This window comes from Amycolatopsis sp. NPDC051371 (assembly GCF_040682155.1).
GTDB lineage: Bacteria > Actinomycetota > Actinomycetes > Mycobacteriales > Pseudonocardiaceae > Amycolatopsis.
In genome coordinates, this window is record NZ_JBFBAG010000029.1 from 49,127 (window position 1) to 69,214 (window position 20,088).

The window sequence follows — 20,088 nt, forward strand, 5'->3', positions numbered from 1 at the left end:
ACGGGCTCAGCGACGACGTTTCTTGCCTTTCCCTTTGGCACGCGAAGTTCGGGCCAGACCACCCAGAGGGTGGGCGGTGCGGACCGCCCGAACCTGCTCGAACACCTCGGCCAGCTCAGCGAGACCGACCTGGTCGGGATGGCCTGAAGCGAGGATCGCCTTGGCCAGGTGCCCGCGTTCGTTGCCGGGCACCTCTGCCAGCGTCGCGGACGTCGCGTCCGGGCCGGCCGTCTCCAGCAGGACGAGGAACTGCTCGGTCACCCCGAGCAGGCTTTCGCGTTCATCGACGCTCTCGAGGGCCAATTCGCCCCGGTCCACCATCAGCCGCGTCGCGATGGGCCCCAAGGCCGGATCGGTGCGCAGGTCGTGGAGCACCATGTCGCCGTCAGGGAGAGAGCCGATGAGGATCTCGAGCATGACGGACGCCCGCGTGCGGAACGGGCACTCGCGGATGGCGTCCAGCAGCAGGGGCAGCCCCGCCTCCCGGCCACCGTGCGCGGCCAGCCAGCCGGCGATCTCCGCCGTGGCCGCCTCTTCGTCGAAGTGCTCCACGACCACACCCAGCATGGCGGCGGGAGCGGCGGCGGCCAGCTCACCGACCAGGGGCGCGAACCGGCCCTCCTTCAGCAGCCGTGCCCGGACCGCCCGGGTGGCCAGCGGGGTGAAGGCGACCAGATCGAGCTCTGGCGCGTCGAGTGCGGCCCTCAGCCGGTCCTGCACGTCCGACGGGAGCTCGGAGTTCTCCGGCACCAGATCCATGCTGTACATCGGATCGGGCGGCCCCACGGTCAGCTCGACCGCGCCGAATTCGGCCAGCTGGGTGAGCAGCCGGCGGAACGCGCGCGCGAACCCGTCGCGCCAGACCGCCTCGAACGACGGTTCGAGATCCAAGTAGGTCGCTTCGGTGCAGGCCAGCCAGACACTTTCGGCGAGCCGGACCACGGGTATCGGCTCCGGCATGCCGTAGATCGTGTTGAACACGTCCGGCAGGACGATGTCGAGGTTCTCGTCGAGCAACAAGGCGTAGCCGGGCGCCCAGCCGCTGTCCTTGACCAGCAGGCCCGGTTCGGGGAGCGCGTCGAACGCCGCCGTCCATAAGGCGAGGGCGTTCTTCACCAGCGGCGCCGCCTTCGCCACCCGCACCAGCTTGCCCTTGACCACCCGCACGATCCGGGCGCGCTTGGCGAGATTGAACAGCATGGCGAGGCCCGGCAGATCGGCGCTGCTGCGAACGCTCTGGACTTCACCGCCGAGGTCCCGTTCGAAGTCGTCGCCGGTGTCCAGCAGCGACACCAGCTCGCGAGCGTCGGCGAGCCTGAGGGCGCCGGTACCGGTCAGCGTCCGGCCGTCACCCACCCATTCGACGAGTTTCCGCAGCTTGACCACGAGCAAGGAGCGCTCGGCCTCGGCCGCGAGCTCCGAGTCCGGCGGCAGCGAGACGGGCAACTGCGGAAGTGCACGTTCGGGCTGCTCGAGGTACTGCCGGGCCACGAGTTCGTCGAGGAGTTCGGCGTCGTAGCTGTGGCGGCCCTCGCGCACCTCGGAGAAGAAGGCGTTGACCGCATCCAGGTCCGAACGATCGACCCCGTTCCGGGCCGCCTTCATCACCCAGTACTTGCCCACGCCGAAATTGCGTTCGTCGGCCATCGCGGCCGGGAATTCGGCCACCGCCTTCGCGACGGCGCCCTCAAGGTCCGCCAGTGGCTCGCCCATGGGGTCGGCCAGCCCGGTCTCGTGCAGGTACCGGAGGAGCATCCGCAAGGTTTCGGGCACGAGAACGGCCTCATCGGCGGTGGCCGACAGCGTGCGCGGGACGTACGACAGCAGGAAGTCCCGGACCAGCGCGGCCGTCCAGTACGCGAGCCGCCCGTCGACGGACGTGTGCCGGAACTGGAGCGCCGAGACGACGGCGTGCGGGTCGATCTCCCAGCCCCGGGCGGCGGCCCAGCCGGCGAAGCGCCGGACCAAAAGGTCCTGCCCGGCTTCGTAGCCTTCGTGGTCGTCCTCGTCGTAGTAGGTACGCACTCCGGCTCCCGTCATGTCGGCTGCCGAAGACGGTAGCGACGAGCCTCGGCTCGTCCGCGCCTGGGGCAGCACGTACCCAGCCGCCGCTCAGGCCACCTGTCGGGTAGCCTGTCGGGGTACGAAGCCCTCGTAGCTCAGGGGATAGAGCACCGCTCTCCTAAAGCGGGTGTCGCAGGTTCGAATCCTGCCGGGGGCACTTCAAGAGCGAGACCACGGTTACTTCCTGCCCCTTCTTCCAACCCAGGGACAAGTTTGCCACTTCTCGGGCAGCATCGACGATCTGTCCCCCGCTAGCGTGACTATGCAGGCCGCCGTATCAGTGTCGCGGTTGTAGTGGATCTCCGCCGAGGTGTCCCGATAGAACACCTACACGATCACCGACAAGATCATGGATGGCATGGTCGAATGGCCGAACCGACTCTCAACGTCGCTTAAGCTCCATCGATTGTTGCGCGGCTCGCCCAAGGGATGCGAGCGCCTCGTTACGCGCCTAATAAGATGCCGAACTCTGCGCAGAAGCGGCGCGTCGAGCTAATTCGGAAGGGCCCGAGGCTGGTGCGGCGACAGCCCGACGGGTCGACCAACTGTCGATCGCTGTGGTTCCTCAAGGATCCGACGCACTCCGACCTCGCGCAGATCAACTGCTCGCGGACGGGTTTGGCGTCGAAATCCAATCCGCGCAAGCGGAGTTCGTCACCGCATACGAGGCACCACAGCAACGGGCACAAATAGTCACGCCCCGTCCTGGTCCAACTGTTGCGCACGTGCTGGGCATCAGACGGCATTGACCGAACCGGGCGGCCAGGCTGATCGCCGGAGTCCTCAGGCCGGTGCGGGACATCCGGTCGAGGTACTCCAGCAGCGCCGGCAACTGATCCTTCAGCAACTCATTGCGGGGGTAGAGGGCCAGCGCGAACGTCCTGTGGCCTGCTGCGCGGCCGTTGAGTCCGGCCGACAGTGGCAGGTAAAAGGCGAGCGTCTTACCGCTACCCGCACCGGCCGAGATTATGACACTGGCCGCGCGGGCACTCCCGCGGGCGGCCAGCAACGCTTCGGTACCGGCCGCTGAAACCCGGACACGTCACTGGGGACGATAGCCATTGCGGCCTTTGTACCCGGCGGGCGCCCAGTCGATCCCGCACGTCTTCGAGAACGACTTCAGCCGAGATGTTCCACGCCGGTCTGCGCAACGAACGGCGAGAAACCATGATCGAGGATGAGTAGCTTGCCGTCGCTCACCCGGCCCGTCGCAGTACGACTGGCGCAAGATTGCCGGCCAGCACCGATACTCGCGTCCCCAATGGGCCGTCCGCATTCTCTATAGCGGAGGTAAGAGTCAGCGCTTGCGTTTGCGCAGCAATTTCAACAGGTGAGAGGTGAGTTGCCGGACATCGTTCGGCGTATTCTGCAGATTGTTCCAGCGTCGTTCACCATCGCTGAACTCCCAAGTGCCGGACGTCCACGCCACGTGGGGACGCAGGCTCTCAAGAGTTCTCCGGAGCTCAACGGTTTTGACGCCCTCGGCCGGCACGTCTTCCGTCAACGTGTCCATGACAAAGCCGAGCGCCTGGATGCCGACGCCGTGGGTAAGGCGTGAACTGCGCGGAGGCTTGCTCCACTCCTCGGGGAAGACCTCGCGCACGACCGACCAAAAGCCGATCAGGTGGGTGAGCATCCGATCCACATCACCAGTGCCGTCGACGGGGTTGCGGTACTGGTAGAGCGCTCCTTCGAAGAGGCTGTGCTCGACCATCTTAAGGACGCTGTTGTCCTTGATGTAGCCGTCAGGAGCGGTCGGTGACGCAATGATGCGGAAAAACGGACTTTCGCGCTTGCCGTTCAAGCGCGTCATCAACTGCGCAGGCAGGCGACGGCGCACGTACGCGTCAGGCAAGTGACCGGTGGTGTCGGGGAGCAACTCGTGGATGAGGCCCTTAGGCAACGCCCTCGTGGAGTTGACCAGGATGAATTGTGAACGCTGCTCCTCTTCAGAGTCGGTGATGAAGCCGACGACTGCGACAGGGAACTCAGCGACATCGGCGTCACGAATTGCTGCGCTGCGCTGCTGACCGTCGACCAACCAGGCCGGTTTCTCCGCCTCGGACAGGCTCTCGTCCACCGGGATCACGAGCTCTCCCGCCACCGAGTAGTCAACCGTGTCAGAGGGGATCATCAAGGATGGGGTGAACTGCACGCGCTCGTCGAAGGCAACGACGATCGCATTGGGCAGCATCGCTCCGCCCGACTCGAGGTACTTGCGGATACCGCGGATGTGGCTGAGTACTTCCGGACGCTGGTAGCCCTGCAACTGCTCACTATCATCACGGCGGATGCGCGACACCGCTGCGAAGCTGTGCAACTTCTTGCCGTCGACGGCGAAGCAGTAAATCCGTCGCCGCCCCTGCCGGACCTCGAGGGCCGGGAGTCGCAGGGTGTACCTGTCAGCCACTTTCTCTCCTAGTTGAGGGGACGATCTCACCGCGTACCGGTCGCGGGGCGACCTTGCGCATCTTGGCTTCCAGGACGGCCAGGTTGTGGAACCCACGCCGCTTGTTCCGCTCCGTGCCTCGAAAAATCGCTATCTCGACGCCGTGCTTCTTGCACAACGCACAGGGGCAGGACTCCCAGGGGCGCGCCTCCAGCGTTCTGCGATACTGGACCAGGTAACTCTTCTTCTTCGCCTGGTTATCCCCCAGCACGAGTTCTTCGTAAGCAGCCAAGGCCGCCATGACGTGCTCGAGGTCCACGGGGCCCTGGTCGTAGCCCCGCAAAGCGCTCAGGCACTCCCGTTCGGCGAGGATGGCGGCGCGCTGTGACACCGCTCCCGACAGGATCGCTCGCTTCAGAGCGGGGTTGCCGTCGACCTGAGGGACGCGCACGGCGGTGTAGGCACCGTCCGCGGTGTGGTAGTTGTTTCGGTCGTCCATGAACGACTGCCGGAAGGCCGATGTGCTGTCGAAGCTGGTAACGCCGAGTTCGGCGAAGCGCTCCATGCTCTCCACCCGAGTAATACCGAGCAGGTGCAGTTGCGTTTCCGGCCGCAGGATGGTCGAGATCTCCTCCAGGCACGCCAGGATCTCGTGGGTCTTCAGCGGCACCATGCCGCCGAGTGCGATTCGACAGTATCCCATCTCCTGCAGGCGGGCCACGCTGTCCGCGTAACTGCCAGGGCTCCACCCCTGTGCAGCGCCGACCGGTTCCACCAAGCTGGCGCGTTCCTGCACGGCAGCGAGGAACTTCTCGGCCAGGTCAAGGGAAATATGCCGCCGCTTCGCCCAAGCGGAGTTCACGTCACCCTCCCCTGCATCAGGGACGTACCCGAAGATGACGTGGTCGATGCTGACGCCCGAGTCGAACCCGCATTCGTCGTAGAAGTCGAGGACCTCGTCGACCGAGTAAGGCGGGTACTCCTCCTCGACGTAGTTGAAGGCGCCGCAGTCGCCGAGACTGGCGGTGGCGGGGGGCAGCCTGAAGTACTTGCGCACTCCCAGGCGGTAAAGCCTCGCACGCTGAGGTGCGGCGTACTTGCCCGCCCCCTTCATCGAGCCGTCGACGATCGCCTTGCTGACGAGGATGCCGTCGTAGGGAGACGGTGTGACCACTTCATGCGCGTACACATCGTCGCGCTGACGGACCCGGGTGGGCAGGTACTCGTCGTTGATGAAGTCGTACGTCGGGCTGACGAGGTCCTGACTGTCCGGAAAGTAGAACCTCACGACGCGTTCACCCGCGACTTGACGTAGACACGGATGATGAAGTTGGACAGGACACTGATGTGTCGCGGGGTGTTCTGGAGTTCGTTCCAGACGATGTTCAGCTCACCCCACCGCCCCTTGGTCCAGTGACAGTGGTCCGCGATCAAAGTCAGTTCCTTCTTCATCTGCTCGACGACATCTGCTGCTTCCAGGTCCACGTTTGGGACGATCTTGTCCATGAGTCGCCCCATGGCCCTGATGCCGACACCGTGCATCAGCCTGCTCTTGGTCGGCGGCAGACCCCAGGCTTCGGGAAAGGTGTGCTGCACGGCGGTCCAGTAGGAGACCAGAATCTTGCGTATCGCGCCCGTGTCGATGGTGCTGTTCGACAGGTTGCGGTAAAGGAATAAGACGCCTGCGGAAGAGTTCAGGGACTCCTCGACCGCGGCTGTGAGGCTGTTATCGGTGACGACGGCGGTGCCGCGCTGTTCCGGACTGGTCGACGGTCGCTTGATCAACCCCCGAAAGGGCGAATCCGAGTCCTGGTTGAGCATCGTGACCAGGGCGGACGGCAACTTGCGGGCGGACAGCTTCGCGGGCAGGGCCGTACCCACCTCGGGCAGCAGTTCCGCCACGAGGTTGGCGGGTAGCGGGGACACCGTGTTCACCCGCAGGAACTGGTCACGCTGGGTGGCGATGTCCTCGGCCACGAACCCGGCGACCGTCACGGGCAGGCGAGTCCGCTTCGTACGCGCGAGGGCCAGGCTCCGCTGCTGGCCGTCCACGATCCATGCCGGTCGGGGCTCGTCCGGGGTCTGCGGGAGCGGAATCTCGAGCGTGCCGCTGGTGGCCAGGCCGTCGGTGGCTGAAGGTCCTGGACTGGATCGAAAGCGAACGGAGCCGGGCAGAGCCATGATCAACCCGTTGGGGAACAGCACCTCGTCGCCGTCGAGATACTCGAGGATCTGTTTCACGTGCTGCTTCTTCTCGGGGCGCTGATAACCCAGGAGACGGCCAGCGTCGTCCCGAGAGATCCGCGCCACGTCGGAGATCAGCGCGACTTCCTCGGCCGCGAGAGTAAAGATGTACAGGGGGATCGTCGGGTGCTGGTGGACCTTCAACGCCCTGCGCTTGAGGTTCACCGCTCTCCCATCGTCTCGGAGTAGAGGTTGGCGAACCTCTTCTGCTCGCAAGCCCTGCCGCTCTCCCTGAGTAACCGGTGCAACCTGGTTCGCGAGATGCCATGCTGCTTGGCTGCCGACGCCCGGATGAACTCTTTGACCTCCGCGTCCGTCATCGGCGTGCGGTTGTAGGTCTCGCGGTGTGCCGAACGCTCGACCCAGCGTGTCCACGACTCAGTCGTGGTGGGTGAGGTCAGCCCACCGTCCTCGCAGTGGGCCAGCCAGGAACCGGCCATCCGCGCGTTCAGCCCGGTCAGGGTACCGCCCAGCGCTTTGCGAAGCGATCCATTGGCCCGTACCCGCTGTACACCGGGTATGTCCTCGCTCCCACCGACGAGCAGGACGTCACCGCCCACCTGACCCAGTTCGCGTAACTCCGCTGTCAGGGCACTCCCATAGACCTCCGACAACACCAAGAGCACGGAACTGCGAGATCCCAATTCGACGAGGGTCGATGCGCCGAGGCGTTCCTGGAGGCCCTTCCACCACAGCCGACGGTCGACCCCGGTGGACGCGACGCTGTCTTCGTGGCCGAGGCTGAAGGTAGCGGCGTATGCCGGAAATGAGGCGACAGTGGACTGCAAGCCCAACCCCGCAGACACGACCCACAGTTCCGCTTCGAACCCCGCTCGGGCGGCCGCACCGACCACAGTGTGCACTTGCTGCCAGTGCTCGCCCTTGTACAGGCGGCTCAACGAGGTGCGGTGCGCGCCAGCGCGGATCCGGTCCGTCCAAGTGCGGAGTCGACCGCTCACCGTGCCCGACGGAAGGGAGCCCGCACGGAGAGTCGGAGGCGGGATGAGCATCTTACGGTCCGTGCAGGTCACTACCACGGATAGTTTTTTCACGCCTCGCCGGCTCCCTTGGGCCCTAACTCGCTTCCGATGCGGTTTACTCTACAGCCTAGTTAGCCAGATATGATCCAGACCCGCTGTCCACGAATTGAAGGGTTGACGTCGATGGAACGACCGGCGATCGTACTGCTCAGCGGCGGTCTCGACTCGACGACGGTACTGGCCATAGCGAGGGACCAGGGCTTCACCCCGTACGCGCTCAGCTTCCGATACGGACAGCGCCACAGCGTCGAACTGGAGGCAGCTCAGCGAGTCGCTCAAGCGCTCGGGGCAGCCGGGCACAGGACTGTCGACATTGACCTTCGCGCCTTCGGCGGTTCAGCGCTCACTTCGGATATCTCGGTACCCAAGCACGACAACGTCGACGAGGTCGACGCGAGCAGCATCCCGGTGACCTACGTACCGGCGCGCAACACCATCTTCTTGTCCTTCGCGCTCGCCTACGCCGAAGTCGTCGGCGCGACGGACATTTTCACCGGCGTGACCGCGGTCGACTACAGCGGCTACCCGGACTGCCGACCTGAGTACATGGCGGCCTACGAGAAGATGGCCAACCTCGCCACCAGGGCCGGAGTCGAGGGAGGAAACCCGCTCCGCCTCCACTCGCCACTCATCGAGATGTCCAAGGCGGACATCGTTCGCGAGGGCCTCCGACTCGGGGTTGACTACTCGATCACGTCGAGTTGCTACGACCCAGACGAACAGGGACGGGCATGTGGCCGCTGTGATACCTGCCTGCTGCGGCTCAAGGGTTTCTCCGAGGCTGGTGTCACCGATCCAGTGACATATCGAAACGTGAACGCGTGACCTACTTCATCAAGGAAATCTTCTACACCCTGCAGGGTGAGGGCAGCCACGCCGGCCGGCCGGCCGTCTTCTGCCGCTTCTCCCGGTGCAACCTCTGGACCGGCCTCGAGAAAGACCGCTCCCGGGCGATCTGCAAATTCTGCGACACGGATTTCGTCGGAACCGACGGCACGGGAGGCGGGCGGTTCTCGACGCCCGACGAGCTAGCTGAGGCAGTCGAACGGACGTGGCCGTCGGCGAACTGGGACAACCGCTTCGTGGTGTGCACGGGAGGAGAACCGCTGCTGCAGTTGGACGCAGCGGCTGTGGATGCCCTACACCGCCGAGGGTTCGAAGTCGCCGTGGAGACGAACGGAACCCGTGTGCCCCCAACTGGAGTGGACTGGCTCTGCGTTAGCCCGAAGGTCGGAGCCGACCTGGTGGTGACCTCCGGTGACGAGTTGAAGTTGGTCTACCCCCAGGCGGGTGGCGACCCTGCGCAGTTCGAACACCTGGACTTCCGTTCGTTCCGGCTTCAACCCCTCGATGACCAAGAGCGGGAGAGCCACACCGAGGCGGCGGTGGAGTACTGCTTGAAGAACCCGCGTTGGTCACTGTCCTTGCAAACGCACAAGTACTTGGGAATCCGTTGATGGAGATCTTCCGAGAGTTCACCTTCGAGGCTGCTCATCGGCTTCCCGAGGTGCCGGAGGGGCACAAGTGCGCTCGCCTCCACGGCCACTCCTACCGCGTGACGGTGCATGTGGAAGGTTCCGTCGACCCGCAAGCTGGCTGGGTTGTGGACTTCGGTGATGTGAAGGCCGCGTTCAAACCCCTTGAAGAGCAACTCGACCACCACTACCTCAACGAGATTGACGGGTTGGAGAACCCCACCAGCGAAAATCTGGCCGTGTGGATCTGGGACCGCCTGGCGCCGCGGCTGCCCGAAGTGTCCGCTGTAACGGTCCGGGAGACCTGCACTTCCGGGTGCACTTATCGAGGACAGTGACGTGCACGACATCCAAGCAGAAACTGACTCTCGGGGCATCGAGGTCGACCAGGTCGGCATCGCCGGGGTGCGGTATCCGGTGGTGTTCGATGACGGCATCACGAAACAGCGGAGCATCGCCGAAATTTCGGTCGCCGTCCAACTGCAGGCGGACCGCCGGGGCACGCACATGAGTCGAATGGTCGCCCTCGTTCACGAAAGCTTGCAGGCGTTCGACCCCCGAGACATGGCCCAGGTGCTGAAAACCGGCGCGGCTAAACTGGACGTCCCTGGTATCTCGGTGGTGCTCAGCATGCCGATCTCGGAGGTGACGTCCGCGCCGACGAGCGGACTGGAGTCCGTGTCCGTCCACGACGTGGAGGTGACCGGCACCTGGCAGGACGGCTCCTGCCGCGTGACCGCAGCAGTATCGTCAGAGGTCACGAGTCTGTGCCCCTGCTCGAAGAGCATCTCCGACTACGGTGCCCACAACCAACGCAGCAAGGTCACCCTGTCGGTCACGGGAAGCGGGGACCACTTGTATCCCCTGCCGGTGCTGAATGCAGTCAAGATCATCCGAGACAGCGGGTCGGCTCCAGTGGTTCCACTCGTCAAGCGCGTCGACGAGCGCACGCTCACTATGCAGGCCTACGACCATCCCGTGTTCGTCGAGGACATGGCGCGCGACATCTCACTCATATGCCGCAACCGCGGGTTAGCCCACGAGGTCAGGGTGCGCAACCTCGAAAGCATCCACAGCCACGACGCGGTGGCTCTGATCACCGGGTGACGGCATGTCTTCAAGCGCTTGCGTAACCGGGACGAACGCACAGCGGTTCTCAGAAGTCAGCCTGCTCCGAAAGAAGGATTCCGTGAAGAAGATCACTCCGAGCGGGGTGATTCTGCTCGTCGCATACATCGCCACCATCCCTTTAGCGAACCTAGTCGTAACCCAATTCGGCGCCGTCCCGGTCGGGTTCGGCTTTCTCGCTCCAGCAGCCGTCTACTTCGCCGGTTTGGCGCTAGTCCTGCGAGACCTGGCACGTGAGAGCGTTGGACGCAGAGCAGTCTTCGGCGCCATCGTGGTGGGCACCGTCCTGTCTTACCTCTTGGCCGCCCCTGCGCTCGCCACAGCGTCGGCCGTCGCGTTCATAGTGGCAGAACTCCTGGACTTCGCGGTGTACGAACCGCTGCGGAAACGCGGCCTCATAGTTGCTGTGGTTGGCTCGAATATCGTCGGCCTGCTGGCAGACAGCTTGATCTTCCTCAAAATGGCCTTCGGTTCCTTCGAGTTCCTGCCCGGACAGATCATTGGCAAGGCATGGATGACTGTTGCCGCTGTGGCCGCCCTAGCGTTACTCGGCCGCAGGAAGACTATGATCCACCGCAGGGCATGACCTGAAATGTTGCCAGTGATGCTCAAGAGGGACGCCATCATCATGGAATGTCGCTTCCCAAGCGTTGCTCACCGTAGGCGAACGTCCAGTTCGCTTGGCTGGTCATTCCGTCCACAACGTTCAGGATGACTCCTGACGAAGGTACTGCTACGCGACCTGAATCAAGTGCGGTTCAGAATCTGCGTAGCGAGTGCGTATTCAAAAGCGATGCGGAGTCGAGGAGGCGGATCAATTCGTCCGGCGGGTCGGACCCGCAGCCGCTTGGCGAAATGGCTGGACGGCGCGGGGATGGGCTTGTTGAGCCACTTCTGCTCGTAGTTTCGGATGAACCGGTCGAGGATCGCCACGGCCTCCGAGGACCGCGCGGGGCAGCGAGTCCGCGGACGACAGCCTGCCAGCTGCGTCGTGCGCGAGATGACGAGACTCGTTCACGAGGTGAGCTTCGGGTCGAGCGTGCGCAGAACAGCGAGTTCGCGGTGAGAGAGGTACCAGCCACGAACAACAACCGAACTCACCTGCGCCGGGGTTAGTCTATCCGCATGCTCGGCTTGGACAAGTTCGACCTCGAAGAGATCGGGACAGCCCTGCAGGACCAGACCGACTTCGAGTACTTCCATCTGGTCGACCCCCGGACCGGCGAACTGGGGTTCTGGACCGCGGACGGCGGGATCGACGGTGAGCACCCGGTCGACCTGGATGAACTGGATCTGATCGCGATCCAGCCGCTGCCGTCCTACGTCTGGTACCAGGACATGGCGGACTTCGCGGAAGATGTCAGTGACGAGCGGGCCGGCCGGCGGCTGGCGAGAGCTATCCAGGGCAAGGGCGCCTTTCGCCGCTTCAAGAACGAGTTGTACGAAGAGCACCCGGAGCTTCTCCCGGCCTGGCACGCGTTCAGCGACGTCCGGGCGCGACGTCGCGCGGTCGAATGGCTTGCCGACAACACGCTCGTCGACCGCGACACCGCCGCCCGGTTCGCCGCCGAACATCCCGATCCAGACCTGCCATGAGTGAGCGCGGACCCGACATGAACGACGAAGAACGCTGGTTGCTCCCGACCGAGCAGGAAGCCGTGGCGAACCTGCGCGCGGTGCTCGAACTGTGCGCGGGAGGACAGCTGAAGACCAGTGACCGAACTTCACTGCCTGCGGCAGCGACGGTGGAAATGATCGCGGAACACCTCGTCGACGGTGATTTCTACGTCGACAACGCGATCGCGGCCTTCGCCTGGCCTCTGCTGCTCCAGGCAGGCGGCCTCGCGAAGGTGGAGCGCAGCAGGCTGCGGCTGACCCCCGCGGGCCGAGACGCGTTGGCCGAGCCGGGACCGGACACCATCCGCCTGCTGTGGCAACGCTGGCTGACCCACGCGGTGATCGACGAGTTCAGCCGCGTCGAGAGGATCAAGGGCCAGCGCTCGGCCAACGTGCTGACCGCGGCCACGACCCGGCGTCAGATGGTCGCGAAAGCACTGGCGAAGTGCCCGGTGGGCGAATGGCTGGACGTGGACGCGTTGTTCATGAAGATGCGCCGCGGCCACACGAGCCCGACCATCGCGCGTTCCGAGCGCGCGTTGTGGAAGTTGTACCTCGAGGATCCGGAGTACGGCAGCTTCGGTTACGCTGGCTTCGCCAAGTGGGAACTGCTCCAAGGCCGCTACACCCTCGCTGTCCTCTTCGAGTACGCGGGGACGCTCGGGTTGATCGACCTCGACTTCGTCCACCCGGCCGGGGCCCGTGACGACTTCCGCGACAACTGGGGTGGCGAGGACATCGAAGCCCTGAGCTGCTATGACGGGCTTCTTGCCATTCGCCTGAACGCGCTGGGCGCCTACGTTCTCGGTTTGGCCGACACCTACGAACCGCCGGTTGCCGTGGAACCGGATGTCCGGGCCCTCAAGGTGCTGCCGAATCTCGACGTCGTCGCCACCACGCGGCTCTCGGCTGCCGATCGGCTCACCCTGTCCGCTTTCTCCGAACAGACAGCCGACCACGTCTGGACCGTCTCCGCGGCCACTCTCTTGTCCGGTGTCGACGCGGGGCGGGACCTCGACGAATTCACGCGGTTCCTCGACGAACGGACCGAGCACGAACTGCCCGGCGCGTTGACGACCTTGATCTCCGACGTCCGGCACCGGATCGGGCAGCTCACCGATCTCGGGCACGTTCGCCTGATCGAGTGCGCCGAACCCGCGACGGCCGCGCTCATCGCGCACGATCGCCGACTCCGTCCGCTTTGCCGTTTGATCGGCGACCGACACCTCGCCGTCCCCCAGGACCAGGAGCCGAAGTTCCGCAAAGCCTTGCTGCGTTTCGGTTTTGTCGTGGGTGTTTAGAGGCCGGACCGCTCGAACCGCTCCAGCAGGCGCGGCTTGCGACGGTGTTCGGTACGCAGGCCCTCGAAGCGTTCGACGAATGCCGCGGGTTCGCCGGTTCGAGCGCTGACCGCCTTAGATCGGCGAGCACGACCGCGTTGTCGTAGTCGGCAGGCCGCTTGTTCTCGATCAAGCGGCGACCTTGCGCCACGCGCTCTCTTCGTCCGCAGCCAGTGCCGCGAGTCGCAGCTCCCGTACCTCGGCGCGCGTCCGGTCCCTGAGCAAGGCTTCCGCCGCGGCGCGAGCGGTGGCCACTCCCTCTCGCTCGGTGCGCCGGGCCGACGCTGCCTCCAGCAACTCGCCCACCGTGCGGGTGTCGGCCGCCGGTGCGGCGGCGTGCCGGCGCCGGAAGCGGCGGCGCACCTCTGCCGTCACGTGCGGGTCGCCGGTTACCGATCGCACGAGCAGCGCGTCTTTCTCCATGCCAGGCACTGACAGAGTCGGTGGGGCAGTACAGCTGGGCGGTGTCGACATCGAGGAACCGCTCAGGAGCTCGATGGTCATGGGATTGCCGCCGAAGTCGCCCCAGTGGTCCTTGTCGCGGTGATGTCCGCGCGCGTACCCGGTCACTCGCGCGACTCTGCCAGATGGTCTTGCGACTCCCACCTCGCTCCATAGGCCAAGCCCGGCGTGAGGCCGCGGAATCGCAAGTGGACCTCCCCCGATGAATCCACCTGTTCCCGACGGCCCAGGTAACCCGGGTCCGATACGTCCCGTTGGAACGCTCCCTCCAGCGCCCAGACCTCTGGCGGCCGAGAAGCGCCGAACCGGACCCGCAGGTCGAACTCATCGCACGGCTGCCGCGGCACTGAAACCATGTACGGCCGCAGCGACAGCGGCCGGAACACGACCGCGTAGTCGAACGACTCGCCCCGGGACAACGGACGCGGCAGCTCCAGCCCGTATCCCCACCGGGAGGACGTCTCCATCCCGCGGTCCACCAAAGTCCCGCCGTAGAGAACAGTGGCCGAGGGGCGTCCAGCCGGAAGCGACACCGCCAGATCGAGAGACCGAAGCCCCTCATGGTCAGCGACGATCCGACGCTGCTCGAGGACCAGAAGCTCGTCGAGCACGAGAGCGATGGCCAGCGACGACGTGTGCCAGCGGTCGGACGACGAAACAGCCGGCGGCGAGGACGACGTCGAAGCCAGGTCCGCCAGCAGGTCGATCGCCTCGTCCACGCGCCGGCGGACCGTGCGGGGGTCGCGGTCCAGACGATGAGCCGCCCAGCGGACCCTCTCCTGGTACAGCGGCTGGCGGGCCTCCGCGCAGATCGCGAAGGCCGCCAGCGCCGCCACCCGCAGATCCTCGGGGAGGTCCGCCGCCAGCTCGGACAGGCGGCCGCCCACCTTGTCGCGGATCGCCACCATTCCGTCCTCGGCCAAGACTGAGCATGCCGAACGAAGACGCGGTCCGACCCGGTCCTCGACGCGGCCCGCCAAGCCTCGGCCCTTGCGCAGCGTCTTCAGCTCCTGGACCAGCTCGGAACGCTCCACGGTCGTTCTCCTTCAGTGCGTTTCCATGGCCGGCACCCCCTTCAGGACAGCGTGCGACCGGGCGGTGGACCGGAAGTGGACAGAACGTGCATCACCGAGGCGATCAGCGCCGTCCCCAGGCGGACGCCGTCGCGGCTCAGGTACGTGCGGAACGTGCCGATGCGGCCCAGCGCCTCCTCGTCCGCGTCGCCTACTCCGAACGCCACGACCCGGGGGCGGCGCGGCCAAGCCGGATCGCACAAGGACGAGAACGCCGACGGCCAGGTCACCGGGTCCGTCGGCTGGCCGTCGGAAAGGAAGAACACCAAGGGCCGGTGCACCCGCACCCGGTGGGTCTCCAAGAGCCGGATGTCCATGTCGATGGCCGAGCGCAGGAACGTGAACACCGGTCCGAAGTTGGTGCCCGCGCACGGCCCCAGCGGCGGCAGCTCGGCGACCTCGCCCGCGAGGTACAGCCCGTGCACCGCCGATGGCTCCTCCCCGAAGCCGATCACGCTGCACAGCACCCGGTCGGCGACCGACGTGTCGGCGTGCACCGCGCCGCGGAACTCGCGCAATCCCCTGTTCAGCTCGTCGATGTGGTCGGCCATCGAAAGCGAGATGTCGCACGCCACGTAACACGGCAACACGTCGGACCCCATACCGGTTTCTCCTTCACCCCTGATTCGACCGGCGGAGTCTCGCAACCCGGTGTGTATCGAACGTGCAAGAAATGCGGATTACCGAAACTCCAACGGGCGATTGCGCGACATCAATCGGGGAAAGCAAGCTGACGGCCGGGGAGGCTGCGTGGAGTTCCGGATGCTCGGCCCGCTGGAGGCGTGGCACGACGGCGCACCGGTGCAACTGGGTGACCAGCAGCAACGGTTCGTCCTCGTCGTGTTGCTCCTGAACGCGAACAAGCCGGTGTCGAGCGCCCGGCTCGCCGAGATCGTCTGGGCCGACCGCGAAGCCAAGCCCACCCTGGTGCGCAGCTACGTCAAGCGGCTGCGCGACATCGGTGTCGGTATCGAGACCACCCCCACCGGCTACCTCCTGCGGCTCGGCGAGGACCAGCTCGACACCGTCCGGTTCGACCGGCTGCGCGCCGAAGCGGGCCGGACCGACGACCCGCGCCGGAAGATCGAACTGCTGCGGGAGGCCGTCGGGCTGTGGCGCGGGCGGTTCCTCGAGGACATCGACATCGACCGCGTCGGCGGGCCCGAGGTCGGGTTCCCGGAGGAGAGCCTGCCCGACGCCGTCGGCGATCTCGCCGAGCTGGAGCTGGGCACCGGCGACCACCGCTCCGCGCGCGATCGGCTGCGGCCGCTCGTCCGGTCCGACCCGGCCAGCCAGAAGCACGCCGGACTCCTCATGCGCGCCCTGCTCGCCGGGGGTGACCAGGTCGGCGCGCTGCGCGTCTTCGCCGGCACCCGCGACGCGCTCGCCGAGCTGCGCATGGAGCCGGGTCCCGTGCTGCGCAACCTCGCCGCGCGCGCCGAACACGGGGAACCGCCCAGCTCACTGCCGTCGCGACCCGGTGGGTTCACCGGCCGCGCCGACGAGATCGCCGCCATCGAGACGGCCGCCGCGGCCGGGCGCCGCGCCGTCTGGGTCAGCGGCGCGCCGGGTGTCGGCAAGACCGGCCTCGCCGTCGAAGCGGCGCACCGGCTGCGTGACCGCTTCCCCGACGGCCAGCTCCTCGCCCGCCTGAACGGCTTCACCCCGGGCGTCCCCGAGACCAGCGTCGGCGACGCGCTCACCGAGCTGCTGGTCGAGCTCGGCGTGCCGCCCGAACAGATCCCGGCCACCGTGGGCCGGAAGGTCACGCTCTACCAGACGACGCTCTGGGGCACGCGCACGCTGGTCGTGCTGGACAACGCCGCGTCGCCGGAGCAGATCCGGCCGCTGCTGCCCGAGGCCGACGGGTGCCTCGCCGTCGTCACCAGCAGGCGGATGGGTGACGTCGGCGAGCCGGTCCGGCTTTCGCCGTTGCCGCCGGAAGAAGCGGCCGAACTGTTCCACGCGCTGACCGATGCCCCGCGGGTGCGCGGCCGGGCGGCCGAGGTGGCGCTGATCGTCAAGCGCTGCGGGTTCCTGCCGATGCCGATCCGGGTGGCGGCCGCGCTGTTCCGGCGGCACGACCGGTGGCCGCTGGAGCACCTGCTCCACCTGCTCGAAGAGAACGGCCCCTGGGGCGAGGAAGACGGCGTCGCCGCCGTCCGGGTGTCCTACCAGCAGCTCGGCGAACCGCAGCGCGCCATGTTCCGGCTGCTCGGCAGCCTGCCCGGGCCGGACGTCGACGTCGCCGGCGGCGCCGCTCTCGCCGGCTGCGACGTCGCCGAGGCCCGGCTGGTGCTCGACGACCTGCACGAGGTCAGCTTGCTGGAGGAGGCCGCGCCGGAGCGGTACCAGATGCTGGACCCGCTCAAGGAGTTCGCCGCCGTCGAACCGGCGCCGCCGCAGGCGCTGGTGCGGCTGCTCGACTTCTACCTCGTCACGCTGGCGGCCGCGGTCGGCGCCGCGTACCCCTTCGACCGGGCGCAGCTGCCCGCGTCCGACCGGTCCTGCGCGGTGACCCCGGAGTTCGCCGACGCCCGTGCCGCGCTGCGGTGGATCGCCGACGAGCGCGACAACCTCGTCGCCGCGATCCACTACGCCGCCCGGCACGACCTGCCCGAGCACACCTGGCGGCTGGCTGTGCTGCTGTGGCGCTACTTCAACACGACCAACCAGTTCGAGGACTGGATCGACACCCTCGAGCTCGCGTGGAAGACCGTCTCGGCCGATCCGGGCAACGACTACGGCCAGGCGCACGTGCTGCTGCGGCTGGCCACCGCGCACGACCGGCGCGGGCAGCTCGCGGAAGCGCTGGAGCTGGCCGCGCAGGCGCTGCCGAAGTGGCGCCGCCTCGGCGATCCGCGCGGTGAAGCGGCGACGTTGTGCGCGCTCGCGATTCCCACGATGGAGCTGGGGAAGCACGAGCAGGCGATCGCGCACCTCGAGGCCGCGCTGGCGAAGTACGAGCAGACCGAAGACCGCCGCGGCGAGGCCCACGCGCTGAGCATGCTCGGCTACCTCAACGAGCTGCACGGCAACCTCGACGTCGCGCTGGGCCAGCATTCGGCGGCCGCGCGGATGCTGCGCGAGATCGGCCACGTCCAGGGTGTGGCGCACGCGCTGAACAACCTCGGCTCCGTGCAGGAGAACTTGGGCCTGCTCCCGGAGGCGCTGGCCAGTTACACGGAGGCGCACGGGCACGCCGCCGAGGTCGGCGACCACTGCGTCGAGGCCTACGCGCTGAACAACATCGGCAACGTGCACCGGCAGCAGGGCCGGTTCGCGCAGGCCGTGCGGTACCACGACAAGGCTCGCGAAGTGGCGGCGAACGTGCCGGACGCCGATCTGCGCATCCAGCTCTACCTCGACCGCGGCGCGACCGCGCTCGCCCGGGGTGCGCAGCGGGACGCTTTGACGGCGTGCAAAGCAGCTTTGGACTTGGCTGACGGCAGCGGAAACCGCGCTTATCAGGCCCGTGCGCATCGCGGCGTCGCCGAAACGCTGCACGCGATGGGTCAGCATTCCGAGGCTCGGACGCACTGGGCCGCCGCCGAAGCCGGGTTCGACGCGCTCGATTTGCCGGAAGCCGGTGCGGTGCGGGACGAACGCGCCGCGTTGGAATGCGACTGCCGCCTGCGGTGACGCATTCCGGGCCGGCCGGGGCACGGCCGGCCCGGTGCACGTCAACCGTGCCAGGGGTTGCCGTCGGTGCCCGCGGGCGGCGGGGTGGTGGTGGTGACCGGCGGCGGGGTGCCGCCGTCGCCGTCGGCGAACGCCGTGGTGGAACCGATCAGCGGCGCCGCAGCGATGATGCAGAGCGCGAGCACCGGGCCACCGATTCTGGCCAGCTTCTTGGGCATGGACATGACGAATCCTCCAAGGGAATGGTGGTTTTTCAGGGATTCCGGAGGATTTCCGGGCCCTGCAACCAGGATTCGTCACGCGGGATGGGTCAACAAGGCGTTTCCTGTTGCCTACCGAAATAGGAAACAGTCAACTCCCAGGAAACAGAAAGGCGCCGGCGAGCAGAACCACGCCGGCCACGAACAGTGCCGTCGTCATCGAAGCCGTGTTCAGGATGGCGCCCAAGATCGCCACGCCCAGGACCGCCCCCGTCTGCCGGGAAGCGTTCAACGCTCCGCCCGCTGTGCCCGCCAGCTCGGCCGGAGCCGATCCCACCACCGCCGTCAGCAGCGAGGGAATCGCCAGGGATACCCCGAAACCCAGCAGTGCCAACGCCACCACCGAAAGTCCCGGTACGAATGCCTGAAGGACCGTGCCCGTAGACATCAGCACGAAACCCGACACCGCCGGGATGCGCGAGCCGATTCGGGCCACCAGACGGCCCGTGAAGATCGGGTTGAACGCCGTCGGGATCGTCAACGGCAGGAATGCCAGGCCCGTCGAGGATGGCGAATAGCCCCGCGTTTCCTGGAAATACAGCGACAACACGAACAATACGCCCGACAGGCCGAAATTCACGATCGCGCCCGCCAAAAGGTTTCTGGAGAGCAGGGAAAACGGCAACATCGCGCCAGGACGGCGTTGGGACGCCACGAACACCGCGACCGCCGCCACGGACAGCGGCAGTAACCACAAGTCAGCCTCGACCAGGGCGTACGTCAGTGTCGACAAAGCGATGACCGCTGAGATCTGGCCGATCAGGTCGACCCTGCCCGGTTTCGGCGGCGTAGCGGGAGCCGAGCGGGACAGCGCCAAAGCGGTCAGAGCCACCGGGACGTTCACCACGAAGATCGCGCGCCAGCCGAAAGCCTGCGTCAGGAGGCCGCCCAGAAGCGGGCCCGCCACCAGGCCCGTTCCGCTCACCGCCGCCCACACGCCCATCGCCTTCGCCCGGGCGGCAGCGGACGGGTAAGCCGAAGCGATCAGGGACAGCGAGGACGGCACCAGCAGCGCACCCGCCACTCCGAGCAATGCACGGAGAGCGATCAAGACCGCCGGCGAGAAAGCGAAAGCCGACAACAAGGACAGCGCAGCGAACGACGTCAGGCCCGTGAAGAACACCCGGCGGGCGCCGAAGCGGTCCGAGCAGGCGCCCGCCGTCAACAGGAACGCAGCGAACGTCAGGGTGTAGCCGTTCGAAATCCATTGCTGGTCGGACAAAGAAGGCGACAACGCGGGGAGCGCCACCGTCACGATCGTCGTGTCCAGCATGACCAGGAAGTAGCCGAGCGACAGGCCGGCGAGGAGTCTTGCCACACCAAGAAGCCTGGACTCTCCGTGACATCGGTGGAA

At 66.5% G+C, this 20,088-nt stretch carries 20 protein-coding genes and 1 tRNA gene; 9 read left to right on the plus strand and 12 right to left on the minus strand.

Annotation, left to right across the window (positions count from 1 at the left end):
* Positions 1-6: 6 nt before the first annotated feature.
* Complete coding sequence (locus AB0M59_RS31305; RefSeq protein WP_364622275.1) at positions 7-2,025, minus strand: hypothetical protein; 2,019 nt, start codon at positions 2,023-2,025, stop codon at positions 7-9.
* A 123-nt stretch (positions 2,026-2,148) separates the two neighbouring features.
* Between AB0M59_RS31305 and AB0M59_RS31310 the strand changes: the two genes are divergently transcribed.
* Positions 2,149-2,221 (plus strand) — tRNA-Arg (locus tag AB0M59_RS31310).
* 441 nt (positions 2,222-2,662) lie between these two features.
* Here AB0M59_RS31310 and AB0M59_RS31315 read toward each other — a convergent pair.
* The 5 genes from AB0M59_RS31315 to AB0M59_RS31335 form a co-directional block, all read right to left on the minus strand.
* Positions 2,663-3,073: a DEAD/DEAH box helicase gene (locus AB0M59_RS31315; protein ID WP_364622278.1), complete on the minus strand. Its 411-nt coding sequence runs from the start codon at positions 3,071-3,073 to the stop codon at positions 2,663-2,665.
* A gap of 288 nt (positions 3,074-3,361) precedes the next feature.
* Entirely contained in the window at positions 3,362-4,474 is a 1,113-nt protein-coding gene (dbpB, locus tag AB0M59_RS31320) for a DGQHR domain-containing protein DpdB (RefSeq protein ID WP_364622281.1), read from the minus strand.
* Entirely contained in the window at positions 4,467-5,741 is a 1,275-nt protein-coding gene (dpdA, locus tag AB0M59_RS31325; protein ID WP_364622284.1) for a tRNA-guanine transglycosylase DpdA, read from the minus strand. Before dpdA ends, dbpB (AB0M59_RS31320) begins: the two co-directional genes overlap by 8 nt.
* Positions 5,738-6,862, minus strand: coding sequence for a DGQHR domain-containing protein DpdB (gene dbpB, locus AB0M59_RS31330; protein ID WP_364622287.1), 1,125 nt, complete (start codon positions 6,860-6,862; stop codon positions 5,738-5,740). The genes dpdA and dbpB (AB0M59_RS31330) overlap by 4 nt, the downstream gene beginning before the upstream one ends.
* Complete coding sequence (locus tag AB0M59_RS31335) at positions 6,859-7,596, minus strand: hypothetical protein (RefSeq protein WP_364622290.1); 738 nt, start codon at positions 7,594-7,596, stop codon at positions 6,859-6,861. Before AB0M59_RS31335 ends, dbpB (AB0M59_RS31330) begins: the two co-directional genes overlap by 4 nt.
* A 264-nt stretch (positions 7,597-7,860) precedes the next feature.
* Here AB0M59_RS31335 and queC point away from each other — a divergent pair, with 264 nt between their 5' ends.
* From queC to AB0M59_RS31360, 5 genes are all read left to right on the plus strand, one after another.
* Positions 7,861-8,562 carry a 7-cyano-7-deazaguanine synthase QueC gene (queC, locus tag AB0M59_RS31340; RefSeq protein WP_364622293.1) on the plus strand — a complete coding sequence of 234 codons (702 nt, stop codon included), beginning with the start codon at positions 7,861-7,863 and terminating at the stop codon, positions 8,560-8,562.
* Positions 8,559-9,194 carry a 7-carboxy-7-deazaguanine synthase gene (queE, locus tag AB0M59_RS31345; protein ID WP_364622296.1) on the plus strand — a complete coding sequence of 212 codons (636 nt, stop codon included), beginning with the start codon at positions 8,559-8,561 and terminating at the stop codon, positions 9,192-9,194. Before queC ends, queE begins: the two co-directional genes overlap by 4 nt.
* Positions 9,194-9,550 (plus strand): 6-carboxytetrahydropterin synthase QueD, encoded by a 357-nt coding sequence (gene queD, locus AB0M59_RS31350; protein ID WP_364622299.1) that lies wholly within the window; start codon positions 9,194-9,196, stop codon positions 9,548-9,550. The genes queE and queD overlap by 1 nt, the downstream gene beginning before the upstream one ends.
* A gap of 1 nt (position 9,551) precedes the next feature.
* On the plus strand, positions 9,552-10,319 hold the full coding sequence (locus AB0M59_RS31355; RefSeq protein ID WP_364622302.1) for a GTP cyclohydrolase, FolE2/MptA family: 768 nt from the start codon (positions 9,552-9,554) through the stop codon (positions 10,317-10,319).
* An 82-nt stretch (positions 10,320-10,401) separates the two neighbouring features.
* Positions 10,402-10,926: a VUT family protein gene (locus AB0M59_RS31360; RefSeq protein ID WP_364622305.1), complete on the plus strand. Its 525-nt coding sequence runs from the start codon at positions 10,402-10,404 to the stop codon at positions 10,924-10,926.
* Between the two features lie 161 nt (positions 10,927-11,087).
* Here AB0M59_RS31360 and AB0M59_RS31365 read toward each other — a convergent pair whose 3' ends face one another.
* Positions 11,088-11,273 (minus strand): hypothetical protein, encoded by a 186-nt coding sequence (locus AB0M59_RS31365; RefSeq protein ID WP_364622308.1) that lies wholly within the window; start codon positions 11,271-11,273, stop codon positions 11,088-11,090.
* 192 nt (positions 11,274-11,465) lie between these two features.
* Here AB0M59_RS31365 and AB0M59_RS31370 point away from each other — a divergent pair, with 192 nt between their 5' ends.
* Both AB0M59_RS31370 and AB0M59_RS31375 read left to right on the plus strand, forming a co-directional pair.
* Positions 11,466-11,936: a UPF0158 family protein gene (locus AB0M59_RS31370; protein WP_364622310.1), complete on the plus strand. Its 471-nt coding sequence runs from the start codon at positions 11,466-11,468 to the stop codon at positions 11,934-11,936.
* Positions 11,937-11,953: 17 nt separating this feature from the next.
* Positions 11,954-13,258: a helicase-associated domain-containing protein gene (locus AB0M59_RS31375; protein ID WP_364622313.1), complete on the plus strand. Its 1,305-nt coding sequence runs from the start codon at positions 11,954-11,956 to the stop codon at positions 13,256-13,258.
* 168 nt (positions 13,259-13,426) lie between these two features.
* Here AB0M59_RS31375 and AB0M59_RS31380 read toward each other — a convergent pair whose 3' ends face one another.
* From AB0M59_RS31380 to AB0M59_RS31390, 3 genes are read right to left on the minus strand one after another with little or no spacing between them, the layout of a single operon-like run.
* Positions 13,427-13,867: a hypothetical protein gene (locus AB0M59_RS31380; protein ID WP_364622316.1), complete on the minus strand. Its 441-nt coding sequence runs from the start codon at positions 13,865-13,867 to the stop codon at positions 13,427-13,429.
* A complete protein-coding gene (locus AB0M59_RS31385) occupies positions 13,864-14,793 on the minus strand; it encodes a hypothetical protein (RefSeq protein ID WP_364622319.1) in 930 nt (309 codons plus the stop codon). The genes AB0M59_RS31380 and AB0M59_RS31385 overlap by 4 nt, the downstream gene beginning before the upstream one ends.
* A gap of 41 nt (positions 14,794-14,834) precedes the next feature.
* Positions 14,835-15,434, minus strand: a complete 600-nt coding sequence (locus AB0M59_RS31390) for a hypothetical protein (protein WP_364622322.1) — start codon at positions 15,432-15,434, stop codon at positions 14,835-14,837.
* Between the two features lie 148 nt (positions 15,435-15,582).
* On the opposite strand from AB0M59_RS31390, the gene AB0M59_RS31395 reads away from it, so the two are divergent.
* A complete protein-coding gene (locus AB0M59_RS31395; protein ID WP_364622324.1) occupies positions 15,583-18,474 on the plus strand; it encodes a tetratricopeptide repeat protein in 2,892 nt (963 codons plus the stop codon).
* A 41-nt stretch (positions 18,475-18,515) separates the two neighbouring features.
* Here AB0M59_RS31395 and AB0M59_RS31400 read toward each other — a convergent pair whose 3' ends face one another.
* Both AB0M59_RS31400 and AB0M59_RS31405 read right to left on the minus strand, forming a co-directional pair.
* Positions 18,516-18,698: a hypothetical protein gene (locus AB0M59_RS31400; RefSeq protein WP_364622326.1), complete on the minus strand. Its 183-nt coding sequence runs from the start codon at positions 18,696-18,698 to the stop codon at positions 18,516-18,518.
* 127 nt (positions 18,699-18,825) lie between these two features.
* Positions 18,826-20,052 (minus strand): MFS transporter, encoded by a 1,227-nt coding sequence (locus tag AB0M59_RS31405; RefSeq protein ID WP_364622328.1) that lies wholly within the window; start codon positions 20,050-20,052, stop codon positions 18,826-18,828.
* Between the last annotated feature and the right edge of the window lie 36 nt (positions 20,053-20,088).